Origin of the sequence: Luteibacter aegosomatissinici (genome assembly GCF_023078495.1) — a bacterium.
In the GTDB taxonomy this organism is placed as follows: Bacteria; Pseudomonadota; Gammaproteobacteria; order Xanthomonadales; family Rhodanobacteraceae; genus Luteibacter; species Luteibacter aegosomatissinici.
Map to the genome: position 1 here is coordinate 3,172,548 of NZ_CP095742.1, position 13,160 is coordinate 3,185,707.

Sequence of the window (13,160 nt, forward strand, 5' to 3'; positions counted from 1 at the left end):
GACTCATATCTCACGCCAAGCCATCCCGCCCTGGGTAGCCGGCCCCATACCAAGGCCCCCTACCCATGGACCCTCGCCTGTCCAGGCGCTCGCTTGCGCCTCGCATTTCTGCCCTTTGCTTCGCCCTGTCGCTCGCGTTCACCCACGCGGCCGTGGCCGCTGACAACAACGCCGACGCAGACCCCAAGAAAAAACGCTCGAACGCCACCGAGCTGGACAAGGTGGCCGTCGAAGCCACCACCACCGATGCGACCTCGGCGGGCAGCAAGATCGACATCCCCAACCTGGAAACGGCGCAGGCCATCTCGGTGATCCCGCGCCAGCTGATCGATGACCAGGGTGTGCGCCGCCTGCCCGATGCGCTACGAAACGTCGCTGGCGTATCGCGCAGTGACGTATATGGCTTCTTCGATGGCTTCAACATCCGCGGCTTCGATGCCTCGTCAGGTGCGACTTACCTGGACGGATTGGCACTTACCAATGAGATGGCCAGCACGGAGCTGGGCGGACTGGAGCGCATTGAAGTGGTGAAAGGACCGGCCTCCGGCCTGTACGGCCAGGGCCCGCTCTCGGGGCTGGTTAACCTGATGAGCAAGCGTCCGCGCAATGATGCGTTCGTGGATGTACGGGCGGCCGTCGGAACCGATGATTTCCGCGAGATTGGGGTGGATGCCAACACACCGCTTTCGAAGGATGGCCAATGGCTGGGTCGCCTCAATATCATCCGCCGCGAACAGGATTACTTCGTGGACGCGTCGGACGCAAAACGCACCTACATTGCGCCCGCACTGACGTGGGCACCGACCAGCGACACGACGTGGACCTTCCTCGGCACCTACCAGCACGACAAGCTTCATCCGTGGTCGCCGACAACGGCCTACGGCACCATCCTTTACAACCCGAACGGCCGGCTCCCCCGCGACCGCGCGGTGAACGACACGCAATTCCCCGCCGAGCAGACGCGCGATGCCAAGGCCATCGGCTGGCAGCTCGACCAGCGCATCACGGATTGGCTTTCGTTCCACCAGGGGGTGCGCTACGAGGATTTCCATAACTCGTGGGATCACTGGCTTTTCGCCAGCGGCTTGCACGAAGACGACATGCGCACGCTCGACCGCTTCTACTACGGCCCTTATAACGAGCACGGCCACTCTCTTCGCGTCGACAACAATGTGACGATCACGGGCAGCACGGGCGCCATCGATCACGAGCTGTTGGTCGGCATCGATTTTGCCCGACGCATGAACAGCTGGACCAACAACTTCGATTACGGCCCCTACCCGTTCGATGTCTACGCGCCGCAGTACGGCACCGTGCCCGGCCCGGTGAACCTGGACATCACACGCTCGCGCGGCGACACAAAACAGCTGGGCTGGTACGTGCAGGATCACGCCGTGTGGGGCAAGTGGTCGGCCACCTTTGGCGCCCGCATCGACAAGGCTCGCACCGGAACGGGCGAAGACACCACCCACGACACGGCGATCAGCCCGCGGGTAGGCCTTACCTATGCCATCAGTGACAGCGCCGCGTGGTACGCCAACTGGTCCAAGTCATTCAATCCACAGGGCGGCTACCCGCGCTGGGATGGTGGCACTGTGCCACCGGAGCGCGGGCGCGATATCGAGACGGGCTTCAAGGTGCAGTCCACCGACGGACGCCTGCATGGCATGGTCACCGCTTTCCAGCTGACCCGCCAGAACGTGGCCACGGAGGACCTCGATCACCCGAACTTCTACGTGGTGACGGGCGAACAGCGCAGCCGTGGCCTGGAGCTGGAAGGGGGCATCAAGCCTGTCGCCGGCCTGGATATCACACTGGCGTATGCATGGACCAAGGCCGAGATCACCAAGGACCACACGTTACCGACCGGTGTACGCCTGGCGGGCATCCCTCGCCATAACGCCAATCTGTGGGCAAAGTACATGGTGCAAGGTGGGGCACTTGCCGGATGGGGCGTGGGTGGTGGCATCAACTACCAAAGCGAACGCCTGGCAAGCAACTACGAACCCGTGGATCCGGTCTATGGGCGCCCGTTTGTCATGAAAGCCTACACACTGTTCGATGCGGCGGTTTACTACACCCATGGACCATGGGATGCGCAGGTCAACGTACGCAATGTGTTCGACAGGAAGTACTTCGTGACGGCTTCCAGCGATCGCACGGCATGGGGCTCACCGCGCAGCGTGATGCTGGAAGTGGAGCGGCACTTCTAAGACGGCGCCGCTCCGGTTGCGCCACATCGGCCTACAATAGGGGGCGTCGAACCGCCCCCTGGAGGCCGCCATGACGCTCTCAATCCGCCCCCTCATCGTCCTGGCGGCCGCCTGCATCGCCGCCCCGGCCCTTGCCTACAAAGACGACCCCGCCGCCGAGCTGGCGAAGATCACCAACGGCCGTATCGCCGGGAAGCCGCAGCGCTGCATCGACCTGCCCCAGGTGTACGGCACCCAGATCATCGACAAGACGACGATTGCCTACCGGATCGGGCCGACCTATTACGTCAACCAGCTGAAGTCGGGGGCCAAAGCACTTAACTCCGACGACCTGATGGTGACGAAGACGTTTGGCTCGCAACTGTGCGAAATGGATACGGTGGACATGGTGGACCGGTATGGCGGTGGGCGCCGTGGCTTTGCTGTGCTCGGCCCGTTCATCCCGTACAAGCTGCCCGCAAAAGATCACTGATAGCGGAGACGCAGGCAGCAACGCCACAAATACACACATTTGCAAATATCCCCAACTTGCCCCAACCTTGGGTAGGCGGCGCATGCCGCCTACCGATGAACGATGGGAGATGGGGATGTCGTGTTCCAAGTGGCCGTCAGGCCGTCGTGCGGCTTGCTGGGCCGGCCTCGCCATGTTGCTTGCCACTGCAGCCAACGCAGCGACACCCGCGCCGTCAACCGCGCATACGGTTACCTTCGACCGACACTCCCTGATCATCGATGGAAAGCCGACCTATATCTGGTCGGGCTCGTTCCACTACTGGCGGCTACCGAGCCCGGAATCGTGGAAGGACGTCCTGCAGAAGATGAAGGCCGCGGGCTTCAACGCGGTCGAGATCTACTTCGACTGGGGTTACCACTCGCCCAAGCGTGGCGTGTACGACTTCACCGGCATCCGCGACGTGGACCGCCTGCTCGACATGGCCCGCGATGTGGGGATCTATGTCATCGCACGCCCCGGCCCGTACATCAATGCCGAAACCGATGCCGGCGGCTTCCCCGGGTGGCTGGTCAGCACCGCGGGCAAACCCCGTTCCACGGCCCCTGAGTACACGGCGGCCTACCAGGAATGGATGACCCAGATCGACCGGATCATCGCCAGGCACCAGATAACCGACGGTCGCGGAACCGTCCTGCTCTACCAGGTCGAGAACGAGTTCTATAACGACTCCCCCGATGGAAGGGCCTACATGCAGGCCCTGGAAGACAAGGCGAGGGCCGATGGCATCACCGTGCCGCTGTTCGGCAACCACAACACCAACTTCTTCGAAGGCGTCGGCAAGCTCGACATGCCGGGGTACGACTCGTACCCCATGGATTTCGACTGCACCCGGCCGGACCGGTGGAACGCCGTCTACGACTTCGCCAGCGAACGGCGCGGCCTGAAGGATACGCCGCTGTTCTTTCCTGAGTACCAGGGCGGCGCATTCGATGTATGGGGTGGTCCGGGTTACGAAGCCTGCCGCAAGCTCACCGGCCCGGCGTTCGAGCGCGTGTTCTACGAAGCCACCATGGCTTCGGGCTCGACCATGCAGAACTTCTACATGACCTATGGCGGAATGAACTGGGGATGGCTCTCGTCTCCCGGCGTGTACACGTCGTACGACTACGGCGCGGCCATTACCACCAGCCGACAGCTCACGCCCAAGTACGATCAGCAAAAGCTGATCGGTTACATGACCCGCGCAGCAGCGCCACTCGCGCGCACCGATGCCGTGGGTACCTGGGTACCTGACAACCCCCGTCTGCGCGTGACCGCCCGGGTAAACCCTGACGATGGCACGCGTTTCTATATCCTGCGCCATGCCGATGCGGCGGATACGACCGACGATGCCACGCACCTGAAAATCGCGCTGGGCAAGAACGGCGACACAACCATCCCGCTGGCACCCGGCACGGCCATCCATATCAACGGCAGGGACTCGAAAGTTCTGTTGGCGAACTTCAAGTTCGGCCAGCAAGACCTCGTGTATTCAACCTCAGAGCTACTGACCCAACTGCATACCGGCGATCGCGATATCGCCGTGCTCTACGGCCGGCCGGGTGAAGATGGCGAAACTGTGCTCCGCTACGACGATCGCCCCACGGTCCGCGTCCTCGACGGCAAGGTCGAAACGCGATGGGACGCGGCCGCCCACACGCTCCGCCTCAACTACCGCCATGACGGGCTCGCCAAGGTGGAAATCAATGGGGGCAAGGCGCCGCTACTGCTCTTGCTGGGCGACAACGCCGCCGCGACGCGATTCTGGCAGCTCGGGGCGACAGACGAGCCCGTGCTGCTTCGCGGCCCTTATCTCGCACGCACGGCGGAACGGCACGGTGGTGTACTCGCACTCACAGGCGATGCCGACCGCGCTGGCGAGCTCGAGGTCTTCGCACCGACCGGCACACGCCAGGTGACCTGGAACGGCAAATCGCTGCAGACGACCGCCTCGGCGTCCGGCAGCCTGCTCAGCCGTATCGATGGGCCTTCACCCGTCGCCCTCCCCGCACTCGACGCATGGCACGTCACCGACGGCGCACCTGAAATCGCTACCACGTTCGATGACCGCGCCTGGCAAGCAACCGACCGCACCAGCACGCCGAACGACTATTGGGATCACAAGCTACCCATCCTCGACAGCGACGACTACGGCTTCCACCATGGCCACGTGTGGTACCGCGGGCACTTCACCGCTACTGGCAAGGAAACGGCGATCCAGCTCTCCGCGAACCTCGGCGTACACCTGGGCAACCATGGCATCTTCACCGCGTGGATCAACGGACACTTCCTCGGCAACAACCCCAGCGGCTCCCAGCAGTTTCCGATCGATCCAGCTTGGCTGAAAAAGGGCGGTGACAACGTCGTTTCCGTGCTGGTGGAAAATACCGGGCACCTGCAGGAAGAACACAACGGCGCGTTCCGCGAGCCACGCGGGCTCCTGTCGGCGAGGCTTGAAGGCTCGCAGGCGGTGATCCGCTGGAAGATCCAGGGCAACACGGGCGGTGAAGACCTGGTCGATCCGATGCGTGGCCCCTTCAACATCGGCGGCCTCTATGGTGAGCGCAACGGCTGGCACCTGCCGGGCTTCAAGGACAGCGACTGGGCCAAAGCCACGCTTCCCCGGACCACCGACAAGCCCGGCATGGATTGGTATCGCACGACGTTCAAACTGGATATCCCCGACGGCCAGGACGCCCCCATCGCCATCCGTATCCACGATGCCGTGCCTCTTCACTATCGCGCCATCGTCTTCATCAACGGGTGGCAAATCGGCCGTTACATCAGCGACGTGGGCCCACAGACGGATTTCGAGCTACCGCCTGGCCTGCTCAACCGGCATGGCGAGAACACGATCGCCATCGCCTCGTGGAGCACGGCGCAGGATGGTGGGCTGGGTGAGGTCACGCTTGTGATGCAAGGCAATTACACCACCGGCCTAAGGTGATCCGAGTTGCAGGCGCGCGCACCCGATCGCCAGCGAAATGACTGGACGGCTGTCGCAGGCGATTCATTCGGAAAACCTGCGCCTCAATACGCCCACGGCTTCAGCATTGCGATGTGCGATCTCGCGAAACGCAACGCTGACATCGTCGTGGTTTGCGACGCGCTCCCAGAACGTCGCTGCCCACGATGCAGCCCGCTGCCAGTAGCCCATGTCAGCAGGTACGGGCGTCGCGGGCTGAAACTCCCTGGGCACCACCGCACCATTGCCCGCGGGGCGATACAACATGGGAAGCATGTCATAGCTTGGCGCAAGCGTAAGCGGCAAGGCATCGTCCAGGAAGAAACCAAGATTGCCGAAGTGCATATCGGCATTGGCGATCATGCGGCCAAACCACCAACGCTGCCTTACGCCGGCTTCGGTTGACGCATCCACCCAGTCGCCCTTGAACATCCGTGATGCGGCACCCGCCCAAGTATCCCGCTCGCCATCGTGCGCATCACTCCAGGCGGCCAGCGTCACAAAGCCCCGGCGGCCATATGCGCCTATGCGATCGAACCGCGTGACTTCGAGGCAAAGCCTGCCGCCGGACCAGATCAATTCGCTGCGGGCACTCGGGTGCTCATTCTCCGCCAACACCTCGCCCGCGAGGTGTTCGCATATCAAGAGATCTGCCCAGCGCCGGCCGGCCGGATCATCCACATTTTCGCTGAACTTGACGATCACATGGCGGATCGACCCGTCGTCGTCCATTACTCGCGCTGTGAACTTGGGTTGCTCACCTGCAGCGGATGACCCCACAGGTTCGCCCGCCAGGGCACTATCGGCCCGACGCGAATACTCTACCGTGCGCGTGGCCGAAGGAATGGCCGCTGCCGCCGGGCGCAATGCACGGTCAAGACCGCTCGTACCCAGGACAAAATTCCCGGGACTGTCTTCGCCATGGCGCAATAGTGCAGCGAGCACCGCATCGTCGTTCCAACGAAGGATATCGTTGGGAAGCCCCAACTCACGAGCCCACTGCTGGGCAAATTGGCGTCCAAGAAAGCCCTGCGGCCGCTGGTCGTCGAGAAACCAGGGAACACCTGGGAAATGGCCATCGATAAATTCGCCCCTGAGCCAGTCGGGACGATGCTCCGCCATGAGGACGCTTCCTCCGCCATAAAGCGCGACGAGGTCACCAAGCGCATGCGGACGTCCTTGAGCATCGATGCGATACAAAGGCCACGCAGAACCGAGGCCATGTACGTCGCGCACGACGGCATACTGGGAGCGCCGTGCCTTGCCGATACGCACCACCTGGCCTTCCAACGTACCGAGGAGACGGGACATGGAGGGCTGACTCACGCCTATGACCGCCGCCAACTCGGCAGCACTGGACGCCCCTTGCAGGCGCAGGAAGTCCATGATCGCGGCAGACTGGCGGGTGCTTGAGGCCATGACTGAATAGATACTTGAATACATAATTCAAGTCAATATTCATATTTATCAGTAACCTATTCTCACACTTGATGAGCATATCGAATAGATTTTGAATAGATTATCCAAGTGGCGGCATCGAGATTTCAAACCGGAACTAGTCGGCGGACGAGCAAAGTCCCGGTGAGCGACCCGGCATCGCTGCTTGTAGCAGCGATGCCACGAGACTAGCCATCTTTCGACGGCACGCCGGCGATGGCGGGCACAAGGACCGATTCCACGTGCACATCACGGTGGACAAACAGCAGAGCGCGGACGTCCACGTGCGCTTTCATCCCTGTAGCCACAAAGCCGGCCGCGGGGGTGGGCGCAAAGTCGTAATCGAAATCGATGACCTTCACGTTCGCAAAGAAGCCACCCACGGGCTTCTGCAGGCGCAAGGCAATGTGGCTTATATACGGATGCCCCGAGGCATCCATGATGACCTCGGCCGTTCCGTCGTAGCTTTCCTGGTCATCACCATCGGAGGTGACGTGCGCCTTGCCCGTGCCCATGGAGCCCTTCGGCACGGTGCGCGTCGTGAACGTGTAAATCATGCGATCGGGATCACCGGCAGCGCGCCTGGCGTCGTTACCGACCACCGATTTCAATACCGCATAGGAAGGCAGCGCCTTCGACGGCTCCTTGCGTGGATCGACCACCTCTGTCTCGGTCTCGGGTTCATCGCCACCCTTGACCTGCGAGGTCGTCCGCACCACGCCGTTTACCTCGGCCACGGGAACCGCCGGGCGCCCGAGGGCCTCGGCCAGTAGCGCATCGTTGGCTGAAGCCGCCGATGCCAACCCAAGTGCCGCCAGCCCCACACAGCGAATCCGTCTTAACATGGCCACTTCTCCCCATGACGCTTTCAGACCCGGAGACACTATCCGCAGACCCAGGACGGCTCATGCCCCAGAGGTCACCGGGTGCCATCAGTCACAGGCCATGCGGTGCGCAGGCCCTCTATTCGCCAACCCGCGCACAAAGCCCGCGACCCACCCATTTTCCCGATAGACCGCCCCGGCGCCGCCGCGTATGCTCCGGCCCCAAGGGGGAGTCCATGGACGAAAAAAAGAAGAACATCCTGCACGTGCGGCCGCCGAACTTTACGTCGGGCGTGGCCACGGGCATCGCGATCACCGGGCCGACGGATGATGGCTTCGTCCATCTGCACTTTTTCCGGGAAACCCAGCGCATCACGCACGATGACGTGCCATCACGCTCGCCGGCGCCGAACGAAGTGGAGTTCGCCTGGGGGCGTGCCGAGCCGCACATCCACCCGCAGCGGGAAGAGCTTGCCGTCGTTTCCGTGCCCATGGGCCGCCTCCAGCTGATGGCGCAGGCACTGGGCCGTGCCGCGCAGTTCGTCGAATCCATCAACGAACCTCCGGTCCGCGGCCCGAACAAGGTGGCGTAGGCCGCTACTCGCCCGGGCCCTTCCGGTCGTTTTCAGCGGCCACCTGTTGGAAGTCGAGGTCGCGCTCGAGGTAATGCAGCAGCTCATCGTGAATGTGCCCTGCCCGGTGCAGGCGCAGCAGCTCCACGCGCCCGGCAGCGATGGCCGCCAGCACCACGTCGTAGTGGGCCTCGCGGTCATCGGTGATTGAACGCCGCTCTTCGACCACGCGACGCGCGATATCGGCGCGGTAGGTGTATTGCTCCAACAGGCGCGGATGGATCAGCTTCCCGCTGGCGTCATAGGCGTGCGCCTTGACCGCCTCCAGCTGGGCCGCATCCACGTGCAGGTACGCCTGCATTTCGTTGAGGTGGTTACCCTCGACATGAATGTTGCGATCGAGGCCCAGCCAGCGAATCACCGGGCCGATGGTGCCACCCTGCACCACCACGGTGACCAGGATGGTCGCAAACGCCGCGGCCAGCGTCAGGTCGCGACCGGGCATGTTCTCCGGCAGGGAGAGCGCGATAGCCAGGGTCACCACGCCACGCATGCCCGCCCAGCCAAGTAGAAACGTCGATTTGGGCGATGGCGGTGAAGGTTGCTTACCGAACGCGCGGAGTACCGGCACGCGCAGGTAATCGGTGGCATAAACCCAGACGAAGCGCGACACGATCACGGCGGCGAGCACGCCCAGGATAGGCACGCTCAACTGGTCCAACGTGTTGCCGATACCACCCAGGCGCTCAATGACACCACGCAGGGAGAAGCCGATCAGGATGAAGACCAGGGCCTCCAGGATGAAAATCATCACCGCCCAGAACGAGCCGCCACGAACGCGCGCGATGGCCGAGAACACCTCGTGCTGGAACCAGCCAAAGATAATGCCGGTAGTGACCACCGCCATGACGCCGGAAACATGGAACGCCTCGCCACCGATATAGGCTGCCCACGGCGAAAGGCACGACGCGGTGACCGCAAGGAACACATCATCAATGCGGCGCAGGACCAGCACGACAAGCGCACCCACCGCAGCGCCAATGGCAATACCGCCAAGGGCCAGCCCCGCGAAGCTCATCAGCGCACCGCTGGCGCTGAATGCCCCTGTCAGCGCCGCGGCAACGGCAAACCGGAACAACACCAGGCCCGTCGCATCGTTGAGCAGGCTCTCGCCTTCAAGCAGCACCATCAGGCGGCGCGGTAAACGGACCTTGCCCAGCACGGCCTTTGCGGCGACCGCATCGGGCGGGGAGACCACTGCACCCAGCGCGAAGCACGCCGCCCACGGCAGCGACGGCACGATCCAGTGCACGGTGGCGCCCACCACCAGGGTGGTGAACACCACAGCCCCCACGGCCAGCCAAAGGATCCCGCCAAGGTAGCGCCGGAAATCGGACCACACCGTGTAGTACGCCCCATCCATCAGCAGCGGCGGCAGGAACACGATAAGCACCAGCTCCGGGTCAAAGCTGACCGCGGGCACCCCCGGGAGGAAGGCAATGCCGGCGCCGCCGGCCAGCAGCGCGGCAGCCGTGGGCAAGCGCAGCTTCCGGGCAAGAAGCTCCAGCGCCACGATGGCTACGAGCAGGATGAGGACGAACTCGAAGGTCGTGGTCGATGACATAGCGGGATTTCAGTAGACGATGCCCGGAGCATACCGTCATACAATCCCCGCATGATTGAACATACGCCCGATACCCTCGCCGCCGAAGAACAGGCCCTGCAGTTCGATCGTTTCACGCTGGAAATGGCGTGGGCGATCGGCGATGCCCTACGCACGGCGGCGCTGGAACGCGGCGCTACCGTAGCTCTCGATATCAGCCTGCGCGACAGGCCACTGTTCCACACGGCCCTGCCAGGCACCGACATCTCCCACGCCAGCTGGATCCGGCGCAAGCGCAATACCGTCCTGGCACTGGGCACCAGCACGCTGGCCGTAGGCATGAAGCTGGCCAGGGCCGGCCAGACGCTCGAAGAACGTTATGGCCTGGCACCTGCGGATCATGCCAGTGATGGTGGCGGCTACCCCTTGCGACTACGCGGGCTGGGGGTTATTGGGGCCATCACGGCATCGGGGTTGCCATCGGTGGACGATCATCAGCTGGTGACGCGGGTGCTCGCGCGGTTCGTTTGAGGGACTCGGCTGGCCAAACAGGGCCCGTTCGTACACGATTTGCGGACACATAGGCGCGCTACGCTTGGACTATGAGCCACCGCGACGACCTTCAGGCCATGCTCGACCGCCTCGACACCGAGGTGGCGACCGGGCTGCGTGACAATCCTGACCCGGATGCCTTCTGGCCCACCTTCGCCACTCAGTCGAACATCGTGCTGGAAGCGGCGGATCCGGACCACTTCGACTGGGTGAGCTCCGAGATATCGGCCATGCTCGCGCGTTACGGCATACCCGTTCCCGAAGCCTGACCCTGCCGGAAGTCACGATTTACCTGCCATGGTGCCTTTGCCAGACTCGGGCGATCGTCCCGAGCCCAAAGGCCCATGCCCATGCGACCCACGCGCCCTGCCCTCCACTTCGCCAGGACCGCCTTGTCGGTCGCCCTTGGCGCCACCGCCCTCGCCATGCTTGCGGCACCCGTTGCTGCCCAGGCCGTGCTTACGCCTGAGCAGAAGGCAGCGATCGCCAAGCGCAACGATACCGAGCAGAAGCTGGAAGACATCGCCGTCATCGACCGCAAGGTGATGGTGAAGATGCGCGACGGCAAACGGATGGCCGCGGATGTATACCGGCCGAAGAACGCCACCGGCAAGGTGCCGACAATCTTTGTGCGTACCCCATACAACTTCAATTTCTGGGATGTGAAGCTCGGCGCGCCGCGCGACATGACACGCCAGCTCGAAGCGGTGAAGCGCGGCTACGCGTACATCGACATGAACGAGCGCGGGCACTATTTCTCCGAGGGCAACTACGAAATCCTCGGTGCACCGCTTTCCGATGGCGTGGATGCGGTGAACTGGATCACCTCGCAGCCGTGGTCCAACGGCAAGGTCGGCACCACCGGCTGCTCCTCGACCGCGGAATGGCAAATGGCCGTGGTGGCGCAGAACACCCCGGGCCTGGCCACGTTCAACGTGCAGGGTTTCGGCGCCGGCGTGGGCCGCGTAGGCCCGTACTTCGAGCAGGGCAACTGGTACCGCGGCGGCGCCGTGCAGATGCTCTTCATCGCCTGGCTCACCAAGGAACAGAACCAGGTACGACCCTCGTTCCCCGCTGGCACCTCGCAGGCCGACCTGATCGCCGCGTCCAAACTATTCGATCTCGACTCGCAGCCACCGGAAATCGACTGGGACAAGGCGTTCTGGACGCTGCCCGAGAAGGACATCATGAAGAAGGCCGGCGGCCCCAAGGGCATCTTCGCCGATGCCATGGATGTGCCCACCGGCGGCAACATGATCGCGCGCACGCCGAACAGCCCGGCCTGGTACAAGGGCGGCCTGTGGCACGACAACATGAAGATCAACAAGCCAGGCCTGTGGTTCATGAGCTGGTTTGATGTGTCGGTGTCGCCGAACCTGGCCGCCTATAACCATGTGCGTGCCACGGCACCGAAGGATGTGGCCGACCAGCAGTACGCCGTGATCTCACCCTCGCTGCATTGCGGTTATTCGCGCGCCACCGAGCACACCATGATCGGCGACCTGGACGTGGGTGATGCCCGCTTCGACGTGGATAGCCTGGTCTACGGCTGGTTCGACAAGTGGCTCAAGGGCGTGGATAGCCCGGTGATCGATAAGCAGCCCAAGGTGATGTACTACGTGATGGGCGAGAACAAGTGGCACAACACGCAGACCTGGCCGCCGGTCGGCGCCGTGACCCGTGACCTGTACTTCACCAGCGGCGGCAAGGCCAACACGCTCTACGGCGATGGCAAGCTTGTCGATGCCGCGGGCGGCACCGACCACCCGGATACTTTCCTCTACGACCCGATGAACCCGGTGACCACCTTCGGCGGTGGCGGCTGCTGCCAGGGCAACGCGGTGAAGTTTGGTTCGTTCGATCAGAACACCCAGCTCGCTCGTAACGACATCCTCGTCTACGACTCCGAGCCGTTCAAGGAAGGTACGGAAGTGTCCGGCCCGATCACGGTCACGCTGTACGTCTCCTCCGACGCGAAGGACACCGACTTCACCTTCAAGGTGATGGACGTCTACCCGGATGGCCGCGCGTTCAACCTCACCGAAAATATCCAGCGCATGCGCTACCGCGAGGGCTACGACAAGCCCCCGGTGTGGATGAAGGATGGCGAGGTGTACAAGGTCACGTTCCAGCCCATCGACACCAGCAACTTCTTCTTCCCGGGCCACAAGCTGCGCGTCGCCGTGTCCAGCAGCAACTTCCCGCGCTTTGACCGCAACCTCAACACGGGCGGCAACAACTACGACGAAACCAAGGGTGTCATCGCGCACAACGCCGTGCACCACGACGCGGAGCACCCGTCGAAGATCACCTTCACGGTGGTGCCCCGCCAGTAACCCTTGACGTTGGCCGGCCCCGGGGCAGCCCCCTGGGCCGGTACAGCCACGCAGGCCGAGCTGGCCGTCGCCACGACAAAGCCACCGTTCAGCGGATGCAGGTAGCCAAACAGGCTACTGAAGCAGTAAAGAATCGCAAGCAACAGACTCATGACAGGCTCCTTC

At 63.2% G+C, this 13,160-nt stretch carries 10 protein-coding genes; 7 read left to right on the top strand and 3 right to left on the bottom strand.

Annotated features, from left to right (window positions below):
- The first annotated feature begins 65 nt into the window (after positions 1–65).
- From L2Y97_RS14145 to L2Y97_RS14155, 3 genes are all read left to right on the top strand, one after another.
- Positions 66–2,213: a TonB-dependent siderophore receptor gene (locus tag L2Y97_RS14145; RefSeq protein WP_247427702.1), complete on the top strand. Its 2,148-nt coding sequence runs from the start codon at positions 66–68 to the stop codon at positions 2,211–2,213.
- Positions 2,214–2,283: 70 nt separating this feature from the next.
- Entirely contained in the window at positions 2,284–2,685 is a 402-nt protein-coding gene (locus L2Y97_RS14150; RefSeq protein ID WP_247427705.1) for a hypothetical protein, read from the top strand.
- Between the two features lie 115 nt (positions 2,686–2,800).
- A complete protein-coding gene (locus tag L2Y97_RS14155; RefSeq protein WP_247427707.1) occupies positions 2,801–5,653 on the top strand; it encodes a glycoside hydrolase family 35 protein in 2,853 nt (950 codons plus the stop codon).
- Positions 5,654–5,716: 63 nt separating this feature from the next.
- On the opposite strand, the gene yjjJ is transcribed toward L2Y97_RS14155, so the two are convergent.
- Together yjjJ and L2Y97_RS14165 are read right to left on the bottom strand one after the other, a co-directional pair.
- Entirely contained in the window at positions 5,717–7,090 is a 1,374-nt protein-coding gene (gene yjjJ, locus L2Y97_RS14160; protein ID WP_247427710.1) for a type II toxin-antitoxin system HipA family toxin YjjJ, read from the bottom strand.
- 206 nt (positions 7,091–7,296) lie between these two features.
- A complete protein-coding gene (locus L2Y97_RS14165; protein WP_247427713.1) occupies positions 7,297–7,953 on the bottom strand; it encodes a hypothetical protein in 657 nt (218 codons plus the stop codon).
- 215 nt (positions 7,954–8,168) lie between these two features.
- Here L2Y97_RS14165 and L2Y97_RS14170 point away from each other — a divergent pair, with 215 nt between their 5' ends.
- Positions 8,169–8,525 carry a hypothetical protein gene (locus L2Y97_RS14170; protein WP_247427716.1) on the top strand — a complete coding sequence of 119 codons (357 nt, stop codon included), beginning with the start codon at positions 8,169–8,171 and terminating at the stop codon, positions 8,523–8,525.
- A gap of 4 nt (positions 8,526–8,529) precedes the next feature.
- Here L2Y97_RS14170 and L2Y97_RS14175 read toward each other — a convergent pair whose 3' ends face one another.
- A complete protein-coding gene (locus L2Y97_RS14175) occupies positions 8,530–10,128 on the bottom strand; it encodes a Na+/H+ antiporter (RefSeq protein WP_247427719.1) in 1,599 nt (532 codons plus the stop codon).
- A 51-nt stretch (positions 10,129–10,179) separates the two neighbouring features.
- On the opposite strand from L2Y97_RS14175, the gene L2Y97_RS14180 reads away from it, so the two are divergent.
- The 3 genes from L2Y97_RS14180 to L2Y97_RS14190 all read left to right on the top strand — a co-directional run bounded on the left by L2Y97_RS14180 (position 10,180) and on the right by L2Y97_RS14190 (position 12,995).
- Complete coding sequence (locus L2Y97_RS14180; RefSeq protein WP_247427722.1) at positions 10,180–10,638, top strand: heme-degrading domain-containing protein; 459 nt, start codon at positions 10,180–10,182, stop codon at positions 10,636–10,638.
- 71 nt (positions 10,639–10,709) lie between these two features.
- Complete coding sequence (locus L2Y97_RS14185; protein ID WP_247427725.1) at positions 10,710–10,928, top strand: hypothetical protein; 219 nt, start codon at positions 10,710–10,712, stop codon at positions 10,926–10,928.
- 81 nt (positions 10,929–11,009) lie between these two features.
- Positions 11,010–12,995 carry a CocE/NonD family hydrolase gene (locus L2Y97_RS14190; protein WP_247427728.1) on the top strand — a complete coding sequence of 662 codons (1,986 nt, stop codon included), beginning with the start codon at positions 11,010–11,012 and terminating at the stop codon, positions 12,993–12,995.
- The last annotated feature ends 165 nt before the right edge of the window (positions 12,996–13,160 follow it).